Annotated in this window: 20 protein-coding genes; 12 read left to right on the forward strand and 8 right to left on the reverse strand. The window is 73.1% G+C overall.

The genetic code is table 11. The annotated features are described in order from the left end of the window. Complete coding sequence (locus F1615_RS00475; protein WP_149546814.1) at positions 1–651, forward strand: thymidine kinase; 651 nt, start codon at positions 1–3, stop codon at positions 649–651. 5 nt (positions 652–656) lie between these two features. Here F1615_RS00475 and F1615_RS00480 read toward each other — a convergent pair whose 3' ends face one another. The 3 genes from F1615_RS00480 to F1615_RS00490 all read right to left on the reverse strand — a co-directional run bounded on the left by F1615_RS00480 (position 657) and on the right by F1615_RS00490 (position 3,860). Continuing rightward, positions 657–1,529 (reverse strand): hypothetical protein, encoded by an 873-nt coding sequence (locus F1615_RS00480; protein ID WP_149546815.1) that lies wholly within the window; start codon positions 1,527–1,529, stop codon positions 657–659. Between the two features lie 264 nt (positions 1,530–1,793). Further along, positions 1,794–2,669, reverse strand: coding sequence for a PhzF family phenazine biosynthesis isomerase (locus tag F1615_RS00485; RefSeq protein WP_149546816.1), 876 nt, complete (start codon positions 2,667–2,669; stop codon positions 1,794–1,796). A 387-nt stretch (positions 2,670–3,056) separates the two neighbouring features. Then, positions 3,057–3,860 carry a VOC family protein gene (locus F1615_RS00490; protein ID WP_149546817.1) on the reverse strand — a complete coding sequence of 268 codons (804 nt, stop codon included), beginning with the start codon at positions 3,858–3,860 and terminating at the stop codon, positions 3,057–3,059. 207 nt (positions 3,861–4,067) lie between these two features. Here F1615_RS00490 and F1615_RS00495 point away from each other — a divergent pair, with 207 nt between their 5' ends. Next, positions 4,068–4,919 carry a sulfurtransferase gene (locus F1615_RS00495; RefSeq protein WP_149546818.1) on the forward strand — a complete coding sequence of 284 codons (852 nt, stop codon included), beginning with the start codon at positions 4,068–4,070 and terminating at the stop codon, positions 4,917–4,919. Positions 4,920–5,272: 353 nt separating this feature from the next. Here the strand turns inward: F1615_RS00495 and sepH are convergent, their stop codons facing one another. The 3 genes from sepH to F1615_RS00510 all read right to left on the reverse strand — a co-directional run bounded on the left by sepH (position 5,273) and on the right by F1615_RS00510 (position 9,154). After that, entirely contained in the window at positions 5,273–6,322 is a 1,050-nt protein-coding gene (gene sepH / locus F1615_RS00500; protein ID WP_149546819.1) for a septation protein SepH, read from the reverse strand. A 314-nt stretch (positions 6,323–6,636) separates the two neighbouring features. Continuing rightward, on the reverse strand, positions 6,637–7,956 hold the full coding sequence (locus tag F1615_RS00505) for a D-arabinono-1,4-lactone oxidase (RefSeq protein ID WP_149546820.1): 1,320 nt from the start codon (positions 7,954–7,956) through the stop codon (positions 6,637–6,639). Then, the gene (locus tag F1615_RS00510) at positions 7,916–9,154 is read right to left on the reverse strand and encodes an MFS transporter (protein ID WP_149546821.1); all 1,239 of its coding nucleotides are present in this window, start codon (positions 9,152–9,154) and stop codon (positions 7,916–7,918) included. Before F1615_RS00510 ends, F1615_RS00505 begins: the two co-directional genes overlap by 41 nt. 147 nt (positions 9,155–9,301) lie before the next feature. On the opposite strand from F1615_RS00510, the gene F1615_RS00515 reads away from it, so the two are divergent. Then, entirely contained in the window at positions 9,302–10,429 is a 1,128-nt protein-coding gene (locus F1615_RS00515; RefSeq protein ID WP_149546822.1) for a ferrochelatase, read from the forward strand. A gap of 8 nt (positions 10,430–10,437) precedes the next feature. After that, the gene (locus tag F1615_RS00520; protein ID WP_149546823.1) at positions 10,438–11,262 is read left to right on the forward strand and encodes an inositol monophosphatase family protein; all 825 of its coding nucleotides are present in this window, start codon (positions 10,438–10,440) and stop codon (positions 11,260–11,262) included. 75 nt (positions 11,263–11,337) lie between these two features. Here the strand turns inward: F1615_RS00520 and F1615_RS35510 are convergent, their stop codons facing one another. Continuing rightward, a complete protein-coding gene (locus F1615_RS35510; RefSeq protein ID WP_167533615.1) occupies positions 11,338–11,511 on the reverse strand; it encodes a hypothetical protein in 174 nt (57 codons plus the stop codon). 461 nt (positions 11,512–11,972) lie between these two features. On the opposite strand from F1615_RS35510, the gene F1615_RS00525 reads away from it, so the two are divergent. The 4 genes from F1615_RS00525 (at position 11,973) to F1615_RS00540 (ending at position 15,520) form a co-directional block, all read left to right on the forward strand. Continuing rightward, positions 11,973–12,626 (forward strand): response regulator transcription factor, encoded by a 654-nt coding sequence (locus F1615_RS00525; protein ID WP_007387794.1) that lies wholly within the window; start codon positions 11,973–11,975, stop codon positions 12,624–12,626. 4 nt (positions 12,627–12,630) lie between these two features. Further along, complete coding sequence (locus F1615_RS00530; RefSeq protein WP_149546824.1) at positions 12,631–13,872, forward strand: sensor histidine kinase; 1,242 nt, start codon at positions 12,631–12,633, stop codon at positions 13,870–13,872. A 393-nt stretch (positions 13,873–14,265) separates the two neighbouring features. Next, a complete protein-coding gene (locus F1615_RS00535) occupies positions 14,266–14,562 on the forward strand; it encodes a DUF4193 domain-containing protein (RefSeq protein WP_003993510.1) in 297 nt (98 codons plus the stop codon). A 13-nt stretch (positions 14,563–14,575) separates the two neighbouring features. Next, positions 14,576–15,520 carry a hypothetical protein gene (locus F1615_RS00540; RefSeq protein ID WP_149546825.1) on the forward strand — a complete coding sequence of 315 codons (945 nt, stop codon included), beginning with the start codon at positions 14,576–14,578 and terminating at the stop codon, positions 15,518–15,520. A gap of 66 nt (positions 15,521–15,586) precedes the next feature. Here F1615_RS00540 and F1615_RS00545 read toward each other — a convergent pair whose 3' ends face one another. Further along, positions 15,587–16,057: a DUF3093 domain-containing protein gene (locus F1615_RS00545; protein WP_149546826.1), complete on the reverse strand. Its 471-nt coding sequence runs from the start codon at positions 16,055–16,057 to the stop codon at positions 15,587–15,589. A gap of 58 nt (positions 16,058–16,115) precedes the next feature. Between F1615_RS00545 and F1615_RS00550 the strand changes: the two genes are divergently transcribed. The 4 genes from F1615_RS00550 (at position 16,116) to F1615_RS00565 (ending at position 18,866) form a co-directional block, all read left to right on the forward strand. Continuing rightward, positions 16,116–16,700: a PaaI family thioesterase gene (locus F1615_RS00550; protein WP_149546827.1), complete on the forward strand. Its 585-nt coding sequence runs from the start codon at positions 16,116–16,118 to the stop codon at positions 16,698–16,700. Beyond that, complete coding sequence (dut, locus tag F1615_RS00555; RefSeq protein WP_149546828.1) at positions 16,697–17,260, forward strand: dUTP diphosphatase; 564 nt, start codon at positions 16,697–16,699, stop codon at positions 17,258–17,260. Before F1615_RS00550 ends, dut begins: the two co-directional genes overlap by 4 nt. A gap of 1 nt (position 17,261) precedes the next feature. Then, entirely contained in the window at positions 17,262–18,017 is a 756-nt protein-coding gene (locus F1615_RS00560; protein WP_149546829.1) for a DUF3710 domain-containing protein, read from the forward strand. Positions 18,018–18,173: 156 nt separating this feature from the next. Continuing rightward, positions 18,174–18,866 (forward strand): ABC transporter ATP-binding protein, encoded by a 693-nt coding sequence (locus F1615_RS00565; RefSeq protein WP_149546830.1) that lies wholly within the window; start codon positions 18,174–18,176, stop codon positions 18,864–18,866. Positions 18,867–18,958: the final 92 nt, after the last annotated feature.

The raw sequence follows: 18,958 nt of genomic DNA on the forward strand, positions 1-18,958 counted from the left end.
ATGCCCGAGCTGGTGTTCTTCTCCGGAACGATGGACTGCGGGAAGTCGACACTGGCTCTCCAGATCGAGCACAACCGTTCGGCGCGCGGCCTGGTCGGCATGATCTTCACCCGTAACGACCGGGCCGGCGAGGGCAAGCTGTCCTCCCGCCTCGGCCTCGTCACGGACGCGGTGGAGGTCGGCGACGGCGCGGACCTGTACGCGTACCTCGTCGACCACCTCTCGCAGGGACGCCGGGCCGACTACGTGATCGCGGACGAGGCGCAGTTCCTCGCACCGGAGCAGATCGACCAGCTCGCCCGCGTGGTGGACGACCTGGAACTCGACGTCTACGCCTTCGGGATCACCACCGACTTCCGCTCCAGGCTCTTCCCCGGCTCCCAGCGCCTGGTCGAACTCGCCGACCGCGTCGAGGTGCTCCAGGTCGAGGCGCTGTGCTGGTGCGGTGCCCGCGCCACGCACAACGCCCGCACGGTCGGCGGGGTGATGGTCGTCGAGGGCGCGCAGGTGGTCGTCGGCGACGTCACCGGCTCCGCGGACGAGATCGGCTACGAGGTCCTGTGCCGCCGCCACCACCGCCGCCGCATGACGGCCGCGACGGCCCACGCGGCGGCCCTGTCCCCGGACGTGCTGCCGGTGTCGTCCGGCTGAGCCGCTCAGTCGACGCCGCTGGGCGTCGGCTGCGGCGTACGGCCGGCCTGGACCTCCGAGAGGCGCTGGGTGCCCTGCTTCACGGCTGCCTCGGTGGTGGTGTGCCGCGCTCCGTCGAGGCCGCCGTTGACGACCGTGATCGCGTCCGCGCCGAGCTGCACGACGGCGACCTCCAGGGTGAGGGTGACCCCTTCGCCACCGCTGGTGCCCTTCACCGTCACGGTGAGCCCCTGCCGGTCGTCGCCCACCTCGGGCAGCGACGTCTCGACGACCTGAACGGTGCGCTCGCCCTGGTCACCGCCGGTGAGGGTGAACTGATCGCAGATGTCGGGCAGCGTCTTCAGCCGTTTCATCGACGCGTCGAGGCCGGCCTTGTCGTAGCCGGCGACCTGGTAGAACAGCCTCGAGTCGCCCTCCTGGAAGCCGGTGATCGCCGACGCCCCGGGCGGGCGGCCCAGCAGGGTCTCGTCGTAGAGCGAGTGGAGGAATCGCCCGCAGTCGGAGGCGTGAGCCTTGCCGGCGATGAACTCGGCCACGTCCACCTCCCCGACCAGCAGGGAGTCCCGCCACGCCGCCGGGTCGTCCACCTGGGTCCAGTCGTCCTCGATGTCCGCCTCGGTGATCAGTGCGTCCCTCGCACCGGTCTCGGTGAGGTCGGAGCTGGGGGTGGCCGACGGCGTGGCCGAGGTGGGGGTGGTCTGCGCGGCGGCGGGCCGCTCGGCGGTGGTGGTGGCCTCCGCCACGGCCGCCGTGCCGTCGTCCCCGCCGGAGCAGGCCGCGGTGGCGAGCAGTGTCCCGGCGGCCAGGGCGGCGGCCAGCAGACGGGCCGGGCGGGCGGCCGTGCGGGACGGACGGACGCTCGGGCGAGGAGTGGTCACGGAATTCCTCCTGCGGACGGGACGGTGGCCCGGCGCCTGTGCAGCCCCGGGCGGCTCCCCCACCGCACCACCGCCCGGTGCTGCCGACCAGCGCAATGCGTCGTACGGGTGACGGCCGGGGACCGTCGCCGCCCGCCCTCGCACCGGCCTGACAGAGACCGCCGGGCACCGAGCCGCCCGCCGACTCCTCCGGCGGACCGCGCGGGGCCGATCGGCCGGTGCGAGGTCTGCCGGACCGCTCGCTCAGTACGGGGTACTGCCGTCTCAGTCGATGCGGGCGCCCGCGCCGCCGACCCGGACGCGAGGGTCGCCCGCGCGCAGCGTCACCGTGAGCTCGCCGGGGCGGCCCAGGTCCTCGCCCTGGTGCAGGGTGAGGACGGCGTCCTCCCCGACCAGGCCCAGTTCACGGGCGTACGCACCGAACGCGGCGGCCGCGGCGCCGGTCGCCGGGTCCTCGACCACGCCGCCGACGGGGAACGGGTCACGGACGTGGAAGACGGTGGCCGACTCCCGCCACACCAACTGGACCGTGGTCAGGTCCAGGCGGTGCATCAGCGCCTCGAGACGCGCGAAGTCGTACGCCAGGTCGGCGAGTCGGGCGCGTGTCGCCGCCGCGAGCACAAGGTGGCGGGCGCCGGCGAACGCGATCCGGGGCGGGAAGGCCGGATCGAGGTCGGCGGCCGGCCAGCCGAGCGCGGCGAGCGCCTCCGCGAGGTCGGCGTCGGCGATCTCCTCGATGTGCGGCTCGACACTGGTGAGCGTGGCCCGCACCGTCCCGCCCTCCTCGGCCACCTCCACCGGTACGGTGCCGGCCCGTGTCGCGAACACCAGCTCCCCGGGGCCGATCCGCTCGGCCAGGGCGACGGCGGTCGCGACGGTGGCGTGCCCGCAGAACGGCACCTCGGCCTTGGGGCTGAAGTACCGGATGCGGTACGCCCGCCCCTCCCGGCCGCCGAGCCCCTCCGGGGGCGCGGTCAGGAACGCGGACTCCGAGTACCCGAGCTCGGCGGCGACGGCCAGCATCTCGTCGTCGTCCAGGCCGGTGGCGTCCAGCACGACACCGGCGGGGTTCCCGCCGTCGGGGCTGCTGGAGAAGGCGGTGTAGCGCAGCACCTCGGGCCGCGGCACGTTCGTCGTCATGACCGCGGCAACACGGGGCGGGCCCACGACTATTCCGGCCCCGGGGAGCAACGGGATACGGCTCCTCGGGGTGGCGGTGTCAGTCCGCACGGCTGAGGTGGCGCGCCACTGACCTGGAGGGCGTTCCGCCCAGGGCACGCGTCCGGACGCAGCCGTGCTGCTCGATCTCGTGCCGGCCGGCTTCGCGGGCGGAGAGCGGACCGGCCGGGCCGCGGCCGAGGCCCGGCCGGGCACCGGACTTCCGAGCGACTACATCTCTGGAAGACGGATGTCTTCGTCAGTTGGCGGGAGCGAGAACGACGACCCGTGGCCGGTCCGGACCCGCTCACCGGCGAACCCGACCCCTGTGCCGCCATGTTCCCCATCACCGACGACTGGGCCCCCGCCTCACCGCGGGCCCTCCGCCACCGCGAAGCGCGCCCCCTCCGGGTCCGCCACCAGGGCGACGCGGCCGTGGTCGCCGTCGCGGGGCGGTTCGAGGACCCGGCCGCCCAGGTGCCGGACCCGGTCCACCGCGCCGTCGGCGTCGGTGACGGCGAAGTACGTCGTCCAGTGCGGGCCCCGGTCCCGGGGCAGGGCGTTGCCCAGGCCGTGGACGGCGGCGACGGGGCGGCCGTCCAGGTGGAGGGTGACGTGGTCGCGGTCGGCGGAGACCGTGCGCTGCTCGTCGTGGCCGAACACGGTTTCGTAGAACTTGGCCGCATGGGTGGACTCGTAGGTGGTCAGCTCGTTCCAGACGGGCGTGCCGGGCGCGCCGGCCGGCGCGTGCCCGGTGTGCGCGGCCGGCTGCCAGATGCCGAAGACGGCGCCGCTCGGGTCGGAGCCGATCGCCAGGCGTCCGGCGCCGCCGGCGTCCAGCGGGCCGACCCCGATCGTGCCGCCGCGCGAACGCACCGCCTCGGCGGTCGCGTTCACGTCGTCCGAGGCGAAGTAGGGCGTCCAGGCGATGGGCAGGTGGCGGTCCGGGGGGAGCACACCGATGCCGGCCACCGCGTGCCCGTTCAGTAAGGCGCTCACGTAGGGACCCAGTTGCTCGGGTCCGGGCCGGAACTCCCAGTCGAACAGCGCTCCGTAGAACTCCTCGGTCGCGTCAAGGCCGTGCACCATCAGACTCACCCAGCAGGGTGTGCCGGGTGCGTGCCGAGCGGGCGCCTCGCCGTTCGGGCGGGCGTTCCCCCGTGCGTCGGTCATCGTCACTCTCTTCTCGGCCGCTTGCTCGCGGGCCGTGGTCGTCCCGCCCCCGGCGGGGGCGTGTCCCGTCCGCTCGGCGGATCGTTCCCGCGCCGATGCCGACACAGTATGTGCCCGGTCCCGTACGCCTCGTGACCGGTCCTGCCCGGCCGAGCAGAGTAGCCGGAGCCAGCCGCCTCGGCCACCCCGTGCGCGAGGATGGTGACCATGAACGCCATCATCTCCGCATCCGAACTCGCGAGCGAACTGACGGGCGCGAATCCGCCGGTGCTGCTCGACGTCCGCTGGCAGCTCAGCACCTCCCTGGCCGCCGGTGAGCCGCCGTTCGACGGCCGGGCCGCGTACCGGGCCGGCCACCTTCCCGGTGCCGTCTTCGTCGACCTGGACGAGGAGTTGGCCTCCGGACCGGGCGCGCGCGGGCGCCATCCGCTGCCCGACCTCGCGGTGTTCGGCGCCGCGATGCGCCGGGCGGGCGTGTCCGCGGCGACGCCGGTCGTCGTGTACGACGGAGGCATGGGCTGGGGGGCCGCCCGCGCGTGGTGGCTGCTGCGCTGGACGGGTCACCCGGACGTGCGGGTCCTCGACGGCGGGTTGCCGTCCTGGGAGGGTCCGTTGGAGACCTCGGTGCCGCGGCCGGACGAGGGGGACTTCGTGCCGGTGCCGGCGGAGGCCGGGCTGCTCGACGCCGACGGCGCGGCGGCGCTCGCGCGTTCGGGGGTGCTGCTGGACGCCCGGGCGGGGGAGCGGTACCGCGGTGAGGTGGAGCCGATCGACCGGGTCGGCGGGCACATCCCGGGCGCGGTCTCGGCGCCCACCACGGAGAACGTCGGCCCCGACGGACGCTTCCTGCCTGCCGGGGAACTGAGTGCCCGTTTCCGGAGCCTCGGCGCGTCGGAGGGCTCGCCGGTCGGCGTCTACTGCGGTTCTGGTGTCTCCGGTGCGCACGAGGTGCTGGCGCTGGCCGTCGCGGGCATCCCCGCGGCGCTGTACGTCGGTTCCTGGTCGGAGTGGTCGTCGGACCCGGAGCGGCCGGTCGCAGTGGGCCCGGACCCGCAGTAGCCGGAGTCCGGGGTCCCGGCCTCGCACCCGCCGCCCGGGGCGTTCCCCGGGCCGCGCGTCCTCCCCCGGGAGTACTGACGGGCGATCGGCACACCTGGGCACCGCGCGCCGTGTCGCTCCCGCCGGAGCGGAACCTGCCCCCGCGGGGCCTCATCGCGGATCACCGGGCCGACCGCGCTCGTGCCGCGGCCGTGTGCCGGCACCAGGAGACGCACGCCCCACCCCCGGCCCGTTCCGTGCGCGGACGACGCGACGTCCGCAGAGCGCCAGAGGGGGCGCCCGCCGTGTGGCGGGCGCCCCCTCTGGCGTCGGATCACCGTCAACCGGCCGCGTCCCCGGACCGCTCGAACGGCTTACTCCTGTTTCTTCCGCCGCGTCCCGAACACGATCTCGTCCCAGCTCGGCACCGCCGCGCGGCGGCCCGGACGGACACCGTCCGCCTCGGCCTGACGGTCGGTCGAGCCGATGAGACGGTCCCGGTGGCTGCCGACGGACCGCGGCATGAGGACGTCCGCGTACGCGGAACCGGCCGAGGCCGCGGGGGCCGGCGGCTCCTCCGCCTCGGGTTCCGGATCCGGCTCCTCCGGCGCGTTCTCGGGCGCGCGCTCCGGCACCACCAGGTCGCCCCGGAAGCTCGGCACCGCCTCCAGCAGGCTGGTCAGCGAGTCCCGTTCGGCCGATGCCGTGGCCGTCGTGGACTCCTCGGCGGGTTCGGGCGCCTGCGCGGGCAGGCTCGGCCGATCGCGGTCGCCGGGACGGTCCAGCGGACGGTCGCGCGGCAGCCGCGCGATGCGCGGGACGAACGGGAAGCTGGGCTCGGGCGCGGCCAGATCGTCGGACTCGCCGATCAGCGAGCGCGCCTCGTCGTCGACGGCCTGGACGAGCCGCCGGGGCGGGTCGTACGTCCAGCTCGCCGAGTGCGGCTCACCCGCGACCCGGTAGACCAGCAGGACTTCCCAGGTGCCGTCGTCGCGGCGCCAGGAGTCCCACTGGACGCTGTCCTTGTCGGCGCCGCGCAGCAGCAGCCGCTCCTGGACGGCCTCGCCGAGCGGGGGGCCGGAGTTCTCGCCGGGCCGGCGGACCGGGGTCTTGCGGGCGCGCTCGGCCATGAAGGCGCGCTCGGCGAGGACCGGGCCCTCGAAGCGGCGCACGCGGTCCACGGGGATGCCGGCCATCTGGGCGACCTCTTCCGCGGTCGCACCGGCTCGTATACGCGCCTGGATGTCGCGGGGGCGGAGATGGCTCTCCACCTCGATCTCGATCTGGCCGAGGCGGGGACGGTCGCCGCGCACGGCGGCGCGGAGCCGTTCGTCGATCGGAAGCGTGTACTCCGTGCTGTCCGCAGCCTTCAGCACCAGCCGTGTGCCGTCATTCGAGACGGCCACGACACGCAGTTCGGGCATGGGGACCTCCCGGGTGGTGCCTGCCGACGTCACGTGCGTCGCTGCTTCCGCTAGTCGAGTGTGGCCTGCCCGGGTGCAGCCTGCCACAACCTTGCCGAGTTGCCCGGCGTGTCGGGCGCGGGCCCTGGAACGCCGTTATGGCACGGTTACCTATTCGCAACGCTAAGTGACCAACTGCGTCACCCTGTGCAACTAGCCCCCTCCCGGCGGTCCTCAAAGGTCCCGGGCACCCTGACGGGAGACCGGACCCAGGGCTCGCAACAGTACTCCATTTGGGCCACGTGCGTGGATTGGCGCGCCGCCCAAGGCATCCTCTATCCCCCCAGGACCCTCCGCAAGTAGGCGTTCCGGAACCGCCGTTCCGGATCGAGCCGGTCCCGGAGCGCCGTGAACTCCTCGAAGCGCGGATACACCCGGGAGAAGTACTCGGCGTCCCGTGTGTGGATCTTCCCCCAGTGGGGACGCCCCTCGTGGGCGGTGAAGATGCGCTCGGCCGCGGTGAAGTACCCCTGGTAGGGAGTGCCCTTGAACATGTGGACGGCGATGTACGCGCTGTCCCGGCCGGACGCCGTGGACAGGGTGATGTCGTCGGCCGGCGCGGTGCGCACCTCGACGGGGAAGCTGACCCGCAGCGGTGAGCGGTCGACCATGGCCTTCAGCTCCCGCAGCGTCTCCACGAGCGCCGCGCGCGGGACGGCGTACTCCATCTCCACGAAGCGCACGCGGCGCGGCGAGGTGAAGACCTTGTACGGGATGTCGGTGTAGGTCCGCGCGGAGAGCGCCCTGCTGGAGACCCGCGCGATGGCCGGGACGCTCGCGGGTACCGCGCGGCCGACCCAGTTGGCCACCTGGAAGACCCCGTTGGAGAGGAACTCGTCCTCGAACCAGCCCCTGAGCTGCGGCACCGGCCGCTCCGGGCCCGCGCTGCGGTTGTTGCGCTTGGTGTTGGTGTTGCCGGTGTGCGGGAACCAGTAGAACTCGAAGTGCTCGTTCTCGGTGTGAAGTTCGTCGAACTCGGCACAGACCCGGTCGAAGGGCATCGGCTCCTCGCGGGCCGTGAGCAGGAAGATGGGCTCCACGGCGAACGTGACCGCGGTGATGACGCCGAGGGCGCCGAGGCCGATGCGGGCGGCCGCGAAGACGTCCGGGTTCTCCTTCTCGGAGCAGGTGAGCACCGAACCGTCCGCGAGAACCAGCTCAAGACCCCGGATCTGGGCGGCGAGCGAGGCGGAGTCGCGGCCCGTGCCGTGGGTGCCGGTACTCGTGGCCCCGGCGACCGTCTGATCCATGATGTCGCCCATGTTGGTCAGCGACAGCCCCTCCCGCGCGAGGGCCACGTTGAGTCGCTTGAGCGGGGTGCCTGCCTCGACCGTGACCGTGCCGGCCGCGCGGTCGATGTCCCGTATGCCCGTCAGCAGGTGGGGGCGGATCAGCAGGCCGTCGGTGGCGGCCACGGAGGTGAAGGAGTGCCCGGTGCCGACCGCCTTCACCGGCAGACCGTCCTCGGCGGCCCGGCGCACGGCGGCGGCCAGCTCGTCGACGGAGGCGGGCGCGACCTCCCGGGCGGGGCGGACGGAGACGGTCCCTCCCCAGTTACGCCACGTGCCGTTCCTCGCGCTCGCTGTGCTGCCCAACGGAGCCTCCCCGACCCGTAGCCGGCCGCTTGAGCCGGCGGTACCCGAGGAAACCGACCGCGACCGCGACGGCCCCGGACACCGCCGGAACCCCGTACCCGGCACGCGCCCCGGCCGCGTCGATCACCCAGCCGGCCACGGAGGAGCCGACCGCGACCCCGACCGCGAGCCCGGTGCTCACCCAGGTCATGCCCTCGGTGAGCTGCGCGCGTGGTACGTGCTCTTCGATGAGGGACATCGTCGTGATCATCGTCGGAGCGATGGACAGTCCCGCAACGAACAGCGCCACGGCCAGAAACGGCAGGTTCCCGACCAGTAGGAGTGGGATCATACTCACGGCCATGGCGCAAACGCCCAGCAGCCAACGACGTTCCGGCGCCCCCGCGAAGTGCAGCAGCCCGAACACGGCACCCGCCACGCACGAGCCGAGCGCGTAGACGGCGAGCACCACACTGGCCGCGGCCTTGTGCCCCTCCTCCTCGGCGAACGCCACGGTGACCACGTCCACCGCGCCGAAGATCGCCCCCGTCGCCACGAACGTCGCGACCAGGACCTGCAGGCCGGCGGAGCGCAGCGCCGTGCCGCCGCCCTTGTGCTCGCGCGGATGCGGCTCGGGCTCCGTGGCGCGCTGAGCGGTCAGCCAGAAGACACCGGCCGCCAGGAAGCAGGCCGCGAGCAGCGGACCGGCCTCCGGGAACCAGGCCGTCGACAGCCCGATGGAGACGATCGGCCCGAAGATGAAGCAGACCTCGTCCACCACGGACTCGAGGGAGTACGCGGTGTGCAGCTGCGGGGTGCCCCGGTACAGGGCCGCCCACCGGGCGCGGATCATCGCGCCGACGCTCGGCACGCAGCCGATGCCGACGCACGCGACGAACAGCACCCACTCCGGCCACCCGTAGTGCGCAGCGAACAGCAGCAGCGCCGCCGCGCCGAGCGAGAGCAGGGTCGCCGGGCGCAGCACCCGCCGCTGCCCGTACTGGTCCACCAGCCGCGAGACCTGAGGGCCCGCCACCGCCGCCGAGAGCGCGATCGTGGCCGACAGGGCGCCGGCCAGCCCGTACCGCCCGGTCAGCTGGGAGACCATCGTGACCACGCCGATGCCCATCATGGACAGCGGCATCCGGCCGAGGAACCCCGCGGCGGAGAAGGCCTTGCTGCCGGGCGCGGCGAACAGGGCGCGATAGGGGCTGGGCACGGGGTCTCCGAAGGTCTCAGTAAGGCGCGACCGCAGTCGATACAGATTACGTGCGCGGTCACCCCAATGCACCAGGGACGGTGGCGGCAAGGCCGGTGACACCCCCACCGTGTCCCGGTCACCGATGCCGGGTGGCAGGATCGAGACATGCCAGACGTGCTCGACGCCAGTCCCTATGACGCTCTGCTCCTGCTCTCCTTCGGCGGCCCGGAAGGCCCGGACGACGTGGTCCCGTTCCTGGAGAACGTGACCCGCGGGCGCGGCATCCCCAAGGAACGCCTCAAGGAGGTCGGACAGCACTACTTCCAGTTCGGCGGGGTCAGCCCCATCAACGACCAGAACCGTGCCCTGCTGCACGCGCTGCGCGAGGACTTCGCCGGGCACGGCCTGGACCTGCCGGTCTACTGGGGCAACCGCAACTGGGCGCCCTACCTCACCGACACCCTGCGCGAGATGGTCCGCGACGGCCGCCGCCGCGTCCTGGTCCTGGCCACCAGCGCCTACGCCTCGTACTCCGGCTGCCGCCAGTACCGCGAGAACCTCGCCGACGCCCTCGCGACCCTGGAGGCGGAGGGCCTGGAGCTGCCGAGGATCGACAAGCTGCGGCACTACTTCAACCACCCGGGCTTCGTGGAGCCCATGATCGACGGGGTGGTCCGCTCCCTCGCCGACCTCCCCGAGGACGTCCGGGACGGCGCGCACATCGCCTTCTGCACCCACTCGATCCCGAACACGGCCGCGGACACCTCCGGCCCCGTGGAGAGCCACGGTGACGGCGGGGCGTACGTCGCGCAGCACCTGGAGGTGGCCCGGCTGATCGCCGACGCCGTCCGGGAGCGCACCGGCGTCGAGCGCCCCTGGCAGCTCGTCTACCAGTCGCGCTCGGGCGCCCCGCACATCCCGTGGCTGGAGCCCGACATCTGCGACCACCTCGAGGAGCGGCACGCCGCCGGTGTCCCGGCCGTGGTGATGGCCCCCATCGGCTTCGTCTCCGACCACATGGAGGTCCTCTACGACCTCGACACGGAGGCCACGGCCAGGGCGCGGGAACTGGGGCTGCCGGTGCGCCGCTCGGCGACCGTCGGCGACGACCCCCGGTTCGCCGCCGCCGTCCGCGAGCTGATCGTGGAGCGCGCGGCGACCGAGCGCGGGCAGGACGTCACACCGTGCGCCCTGGGCGCCCTCGGCGCGAGCCACGACGTGTGCCCGGTGGGCTGCTGCCCGGCCCGCGCCCCGCGTCCCGCCGCGGCGGGCGTCGACAGCCCCTACGCATGAGGAGCCCCGTGACCGACCCCCTGCACGCGGAACTGCTCGACCTGGCCCGGGAAGCCGCCCTCCGCGCGGGCGAGCTGCTCCGGGACGGCCGCCCGGCCGACCTCGCCGTCGCCGCGACCAAGTCGAGCCCGATCGACGTCGTCACCGAGATGGACATCGCGGCGGAGAAGCTGATCACCACGATGATCGCCGAGCGCCGCCCGGAGGACGGCTTCCTCGGCGAGGAGGGAGCGGCCACCGAGGGCAGCAGCGGCATCCGCTGGGTGATCGACCCGCTCGACGGCACCGTGAACTACCTGTACGGCCTGCCCACCTGGGCCGTCTCCATCGCCGCCGAGCAGGACGGCGAGACCGTCGTCGGGGCCGTGGTGGCCCCCATGCGCGGCGAGGCTTACCACGCGGTCCGGGGCGGCGGGGCCCGGGCCACCGGTGCCTGGGAGGGCGAGCGGGAGCTGAGCTGCCGGCCCTCACCGCCCCTGGACCAGGCCCTCGTCTCGACCGGCTTCAACTACGTCACCGAGGTACGCGCCCACCAGGCCGACGTGGCCCGGCGGCTGATCCCCCTGCTGCGCGACATACGGCGCGGCGGCTCGGCCGCGATCGACCTGTGCGACGTCGCCGCGGGCCGCCTCGACGGCTACTACGAGCGCGGACTGCACCCGTGGGACTTCGCCGCGGGGGACCTGATCGCCCGGGAGGCGGGCGCGCTGACCGGTGGCCGCCCCGGGGACGGCCCCTCCCGCGAGCTGACCGTCGCCGCCTCCCCGGGCGTCTTCGAGCCCCTGCGGCGGCTCCTGGAGGACCTGGGAGCCTGGCACGACGGGACGCCCTGACCCGGACCTCGCCAAACGACGAGAACGAACGGGCCCCGGCGCTGGATTCGCCGGGGCCGTTCGGGTGCGAGCCGGTCAGACGCTGTGAAGACCGACCTCCACGCCGTGTTCGGCGGCGAGGCGGCGCAGGTCGTCGAGTTCGCCCTGTTCCACGTCGACGAGGAAGTCGTCGCCCTCGTCGCGTGCCCGCGACAGATCGGACTCGGTCGCCCTTATGCGCTGCAGAAGTCCTGCGGTGAATGCGTCCATGCTGCGCCCCCTCGTCCTGGGTCGGTGGGTCGGTGGCACGGGGGTGTGCCGTTCGGAAGGGATGATCACGTCCGAGGCGGATGCCCAGCGCCACCCGGCCGGGCGGCGACGGTGCCGGACATCCACGCCCGCCCTGCGGAAGCGGACTGCGTCGCACCGCATGGTGGTGCGGTACATGCGGAGCGTGATCGCGGGATGTAAAACCCGTCCTCCCCAAGCTGTCTTCCGCGGAAACCTAACCGCCCGAGAAAATCTCGTATTCCCGCCCCGTTCGCCCGCCGGTTCCCGGTCGCCCACCCCCGGGCCGCCGGTCGCCCACCCCCGGGCCGCCGTCCGCCCACCCGCCTTACAGCCGACTTACGGCCGAAAAGGGCAGGATGGAGGCAACACACCCACCCGCACCCCTGCCCGCGTGCGCCCTGAGGCGCTGCGCGGGCGGGACCTGAGGAAGGACAAGCGACGTGCGCGTACTCGTCGTCGAGGACGAGCAGCTGCTCGCCGATGCGGTGGCCACCGGACTGCGCCGGGAGGCCATGGCCGTCGACGTCGTGTACGACGGTGCGGCCGCCCTGGAGCGCATCGGCGTCAACGACTACGACGTGGTCGTCCTCGACCGCGACCTCCCGCTGGTGCACGGCGACGACGTGTGCCGCAGGATCGTCGAGCTCGGCATGCCCACCCGCGTGCTGATGCTCACCGCCTCCGGGGACGTCAGCGACCGGGTCGAGGGCCTGGAGATCGGCGCCGACGACTATCTGCCCAAGCCCTTCGCGTTCAGCGAGCTCATCGCGCGCGTGCGCGCCCTCGGGCGGCGCACGAGCGTGCCCCTGCCGCCGGTCCTGGAGCGCGCCGGGATCAAGCTCGACCCGAACCGCCGTGAGGTCTTCCGCGACGGCAAGGAGGTCCAGCTCGCGCCGAAGGAGTTCGCCGTGCTGGAGGTGCTCATGCGCAGCGAGGGCGCGGTGGTCTCGGCGGAGCAGCTGCTGGAGAAGGCGTGGGACGAGAACACGGACCCGTTCACCAACGTGGTGCGGGTGACCGTGATGACCCTGCGCCGCAAGCTGGGCGAGCCGCCGGTCATCGTGACCGTGCCGGGCTCCGGCTACCGGATCTGATCCCGTGGCCGCCACCCCCACGCCGGCGTCCCCGCAGGCCCCGCCGAAGCCCACCTGGGACCCCCGCAGGCCGGTGCCGCCCTTCCCCTGGCTGCGCCCCACCATCCGGATAAGGCTGACCCTGCTCTACGGCGGCATGTTCCTCATCGCCGGGATAATGCTGCTGTCGATCATCTACCTGCTCGCCGCCAACGCCCTCAACGTGGGCAGCGACCTGCCCTTCCGGATCCTGTCGGGCGAGGTGTCCAGCGACGCGTGCAACCTGCGCACCTCCAGGCTGCCCGCCGACGACCTCAACCGGGCGCTGAACGAGTGTGTCAACGAGCAGCGCCAGCACGCCCTGGACGATCTGCTCAGCCGCTCGCTGCTCGCCCTGCTCGGTCTCGCGATCATCGCCTTCGCCTTCGGCTACGCCATGGCCGGCCGCGTCCTGTCGCCGCTGGGCCGGATCACCCGCACCGCCCGCGCGGTGGCGGGCTCGGACCTGTCCCGCCGGATCGAGCTGGACGGCCCGGACGACGAGCTGAAGGAGCTGGCCGACACCTTCGACGACATGCTGGAGCGCCTCCAGCGGGCGTTCACGGCGCAGCAGCGCTTCGTGGGCAACGCCTCGCACGAGCTGCGCACCCCGCTGGCGATCAACCGCACGCTCCTGGAGGTGCATCTCTCCGACCCGGACGCGCCGGTGGAGCTCCAGCAGCTCGGCAGGACGCTGCTGGCCACCAACGAGCGCAGCGAGCAGCTCGTCGAGGGCCTGCTGCTGCTCGCCCGCAGCGACAACCAGATCGTCGAGCGGGGGCCCGTGGACCTCGCCGAGGTCGCCGGCCAGGCCATCGACCAGGTGCACGGCGAGGCGGAGGCCAAGGGCGTGGTGATCCGCGGCACCCGCGAGCCCGCCGTCGTGCAGGGCAACGGTGTGCTGCTGGAGCGGATCGCCCTGAACCTGGTGCAGAACGCCGTGCGCTACAACGTGCCGGAGGACGGCTGGGTCGAGGTCACCACCGAGGTCCAGCACGGCCAGGCGGTCCTGGTGGTGTCCAACACGGGCCCGGTCGTACCGGCGTACGAGATCGACAACCTCTTCGAGCCGTTCCGCCGGCTGAGGACCGAGCGCACGGGCAGCGACAAGGGCGTGGGACTCGGTCTGTCCATCGTGCGGTCGGTCGCCCGGGCGCACGGCGGGCACATCTACGCGCAGCCGCGGGAGGGAGGCGGGCTCATGATGCGTGTCACCCTTCCGATCTGAGATCATGCCCCCGACACAACGGGGTGTTCGCTTTGCGCGGAATTTCCGGGGCGCTTTTCCGGTATCCCCGTGTGTGATCGATCACAAGCGCGATTTCTCGGTCGTCCACTCTCCGTGATCATGTCTTCCGTCGGAAGGTCGGGAAAGTCCCGGTTTTCAGGGGCCCTGATCACGGGAAGTACACGGTGAGGCGCCTTTGATGTGCGACGTTCGGACCGTGTACGGTCCCCATCGCCATCCAAGCCGATCACTCATGAGGAGTCCGGTTGGGTGTCGATTGAGTAACAGACCTTGATGTGAGGCAAAATCTCCGCCTCAGGTCGGGCACAAGTCCGGCCTCTCACGCGTTACGTGCGCTGGAGACACCGCATACACCCAGAGGGGGAGAGCGACATGGCAACCGACTACGACACTCCACGCAAGACCGATGACGACGTCGACTCGGACAGCTTGGAAGAGCTGAAGGCCCGGCGCAACGACAAGTCGGCCTCGGCCGTGGATGTCGACGAGTTCGAGGCCGCCGAAGGCCTCGAACTGCCCGGAGCGGACCTCTCGAACGAGGAGCTGGCCGTCCGGGTCCTGCCGAAGCAGCAGGACGAGTTCACCTGCATGAGCTGCTTCCTGGTGCACCACCGCAGCCAGCTGGCCCGCGAGAAGAACGGCCAGCCGATCTGCCGCGACTGCGACTGAGGCGGGGTCGGCCGTGACTGGCTCGACCCCACCGCGGAAGCGCCGCTTCTTCAAGAGGGGAGCGGACCAAGGGCCCCAGGAGGGCCCGCAGCACGACACGCGTGACCAAGAGCGAGGCTCAACCGGTACCGGGGCGGCCTCGCTCGAAGCGGCACCCGGCCGGGGTGACCTCCCGGCGTCCCTGGAGGTCACCGCGCCCGTGGCGCACCGGCGGGCCGCCGTGCTGCGTGAGAAGGCCCGGGAAGGTGTCCGCAAGGGCGGTGCCCGCGCCCGCGCGGGACTGGCGCACCTCGCGGACCGGATCATCGAGATCGCCCCACGTGTGCCCGTACGGGACCTTCAGACGCTGCGCCGGCAGTTCCCCGGGCTCGGGCCCGAGGAGCTCGCGGACAAGCTCGTGGCGGGCGCCGCGAAGGCCACGGCGACGGTCGGGGCCGGCGTCGGCGCGGCGGCGATGATGCCCGTACCGCCCGCGATGCCGACGGAACTGGCCGCCGAGATCACCGGCGTCGCCGCGATCGAGCTGAAGCTGATCGCCGAACTCCACGAGGTCTACGGCGTACGACCGCCCGGCGGCCTCGCCCAGCGCAGCACCGTGTACCTGAACTCCTGGTCGGAGGAGCGCGGGGTCGAGGCCACCAAGCCCTCGACCGTGAGCGCGGCCCTGAACAGCCGCATGAAGCGGGAACTGCGCCAGCGGATCATGAAGCGCACGCTCCGCAACCTGCCGAACCTGATGCCGTTCATGGTCGGAGCCGCCGTGGGCGCGGTCATGAACCGCCGGGACACCAGAAAGCTCGCCGCGAGCATCCGGGACGACCTGCGCAGGATCCAGGTGCCCTGGGACGCGCTGGCCGGCCTGCCCGCCCTGGAGCGGCCCGAGAACGCCCTCCCCGAGGACGCCCTCAAGGAGCTCGGCGGCCACCCCGGGGCCGGCGGCGGGCGCCAGGCCCCGTGAGAGCCGGCTGACGGGCCCTGCCGCCCGCCCCCGGCCCGGGTGCCGCCCGTGCGGTCCCCGTACGCCCTACGCGGCGTCCGCCGCGTCCTTCGCCGCCCGGAGCGCCTGCGCCAGGCGCTCCGGCTCGCGCGTCGACAGGAAGACGTAGGGAGTCGGGTCCTCGGGGTCGGTGACGTCCACGCGCAGGGCACCGGGAATGTACGCCCGCAGCAGCATGAAGCAGCGCGGATCGGCCTTGTGGGAGCGCCAGGCGCGGGCCTCCCCGGCGTCCAGGATCTCCGCCTCGCCCAGCGCCGACACCGGGATCCTCGCCTCGCCCGCGATCAGGTGACCGCCCACGACCCGGATGCGCACCGAGCCGTACGAACTGACCACGACCGCCGCCGCGGCGGTGCCGCCGGCCAGGCCGCCGAGCATCGGCAGCGTGCCGAACGGCAGCAGGATCAGCGCCAGGGAGACCCCCGCCAGGAAGGAGATCAGCCACCAGGAGCGGGGGGCGGTGAGGCGTTCTTCGTACGGGGCGGCGGAGAGCTGCATGAATCCAAGCTTGGCACGGTGTCGGTCCAGGACTCACGCGCGGGTAAGGTCTGCGCCTGTGAGTGGTACTTCCGCAGCTCTTCAGCCTCCCGCCGACGCCGTGCGGCCCGTGCGCCATCCGGACGCCCCCGCCCCCGGCGAGCTCCTCGGCGCGCACTACGGCCAGTGTTTCGGCTGTGGTGACGAGCAGCCCCACGGGCTGCACCTCCAGGCGCGCGCCGGCGAAGGCGTCTCGATCACCGCCGAGTTCACCGTGCAGGCCGCCCACCAGGGCGCCCCGGGACTCGCGCACGGCGGCGTGCTCGCCACCGCCCTGGACGAGGCGCTCGGCTCCCTCAACTGGCTGCTGCGCACCATCGCGGTGACCGGCAGGCTGGAGACGGACTTCGTCCGGCCCGTGCCGGTCGGCACCGTGCTGCACCTGGAGGCGGAGGTGACGGCGGTGGCGGGACGGAAGATCTACTGCACCGCCACCGGTCGCATCGGCGGCCCCGGGGGGCCCGTCGCGGTCCGCGCCGACGCCCTGTTCATCGAGGTCAAGGTCGACCACTTCATCGACCACGGCCGCGAGGAGGAGATCCAGGCCGCGATGAGCGACCCCGACCAGGTCCGGCGCGCCCGCGCCTTCGAGGTGAACCCGTGAGCGAGCCCCGCCCCGGCGCGCTCGAGGTGCTGATCAGGCGCGTCGACCCCGACGTGCCGCTTCCGGCGTACGAGCACCCGGGAGACGCGGGCGCCGATCTGCGGACCACCGAGTCCTGCGAACTGGCTCCCGGCGAGCGGGCCGTACTGCCCACCGGGGTGTCTGTGGCCCTGCCCGATGGGTACGCGGCCTTCGTGCACCCGCGATCCGGTCTTGCCGCCCGCTGCGGCGTCGCCCTGGTGAATGCCCCCGGGACGGTTGATGCCGGGTACCGTGGGGAGATCAAGGTGATCGTGGTGAATCTCGACCCGCGCGAGACCGTGCGGTTCGAGCGTTTCGACCGGATTGCCCAACTGGTCGTCCAGCAGGTCGAGAGGGTGCGCTTCGTGTCCGTCGCGGAGCTGCCCCCCTCGGTGCGGGCCGAGGGGGGCTTCGGGTCCACCGGCGGCCATGCCGCGGTGGAAGAAGGTAAGAGCGGCACAAGCGTTCAGGCCGCCGTGGGCGGTACAGCGGGTGGGAATCGATACGCTTCGGTCGTATCCGACCGGGAAGGACAGTGACGTGTTCGGACGTCGCAAGAAGAAGGATGCCGCCGACGGTGCGGCCGGCGAGGCCGAGCAGGTCGTCGACGGTGTCGACGCTGAGGCGGGCGACGAGGAGGCCGAGCGGCTGAGGCTCGAGCCGGCGCCGCGTCCCGACGGGCCCTGGGACAGCACCGAGGTCCGTGAGCCGGGCGAGGGCCGGGTCGATCTGGGCGGGCTGTTCGTGCCCGGCGTCGACGGCATGGAGCTGCGGGTGGAGGTCGCGGGTGACGCGATCGTCGCCGCCACCGTGGTGCTGCGCGACAGCGCCGTCCAGTTGCAGGCCTTCGCCGCCCCCAAGCGCGAGGGCATCTGGAGCGAGGTGCGCGAGGAGATCGCCACCGGCATCACCCAGCAGGGCGGCATCATCGACGAGGTCGAGGGCCCGCTGGGCTGGGAGCTGCGCGCCCAGGTGCCGGTGCAGCTGCCGGACGGGACCGGCGGCTTCCAGGTCGTGCGGTTCGTCGGTGTGGACGGTCCCCGCTGGTTCCTGCGCGGGGTGATCTCGGGTCAGGGCGCGGTGCAGCCGCAGGCCGCCGGACTCCTCGAGCAGATCTTCCGGGACACGGTCGTGGTGCGCGGGGAGGGCCCGATGGCACCGCGCGACCCGATCGTCCTGAAGCTGCCGAACGACGCCCAGATGGTCCCGGAGAACGTGCAGCAGGAGGAGGGCTCCCGCTTCGCCGGCGGCATGGGCCAGCTCCAGCGCGGCCCGGAGATCACCGAGGTGCGTTAGGCCGGCCACGACAGCCGGTTCACAGGGCCGTTTCCCCCGGGGACGCGGCCCTGTGCCGTGCTCGGATCCTCGGGACGAACCGGCCCCGCCGGGACCGTTGATCGACCGGCGCCGGGCGGGGATACTGGCGCCCGGTCCACGGGGGAGGGCAGCCGCATGAGTCAGGTGGTCACCGAGACCATGGTGCGCGTCGAGGACGTCCACAAGTCGTACGGCACCGGAGCCGCCGCGGTCCACGCGCTGCGCGGCGTCTCCTTCGAGGTCCCGCGCGGCGAACTGGTCGCCCTCGAGGGACGCTCGGGATCCGGCAAGACCACGCTGCTGAACATCGTCGGCGGTCTCGACACCCCCGACCGGGGGCGGGTCCACGTCGACGGCAGCGACCTCGCCGGCCTCGACGAGAACGGGCTGCTCGCCCTGCGCCGGGACCACGTCGGGTTCGTCTTCCAGTCCTTCGGCCTCATCCCGATCCTCACCGCCGCCGAGAACGTCGGCGTCCCGCTGCGGCTGCGCCGGGCGGACCCGCGCGAGCGCGAGGAGCGCGTCGAACTGCTGCTGTCCCTGGTCGGGCTCGCCGACCACGCGGCCCAGCGGCCCGGCGAGCTGTCCGGCGGCCAGCAGCAGCGGGTCGCCATCGCCCGCGCCCTCGCCAACAGCCCCTCCCTCCTCATCGCCGACGAGCCGACCGGCCAGCTGGACGCCGAGACCGGACACGCCGTCATGGAGCTGCTGCGCGCGGTCGTCCGCAGCGAGCACGTCACCGCGCTCGTCGCCACGCACGACGCCACGCTCCTCGGCCTCGCCGACCGGGTGCTGGAGCTGAGCGACGGGGAGATCGCCGAGCACTGACCCGGTCGCCGCGGGCGGCGTCGCCGGCCGTGCGGGGGTGCGGGGCGCCGAGCGCGGGCCCGGCGGCCGCCACCGGGCCGGGGACCGTATCG

This window comes from Streptomyces marokkonensis (genome assembly GCF_008312835.1).
In the GTDB taxonomy this organism is placed as follows: domain Bacteria; phylum Actinomycetota; class Actinomycetes; order Streptomycetales; family Streptomycetaceae; genus Streptomyces; species Streptomyces marokkonensis_A.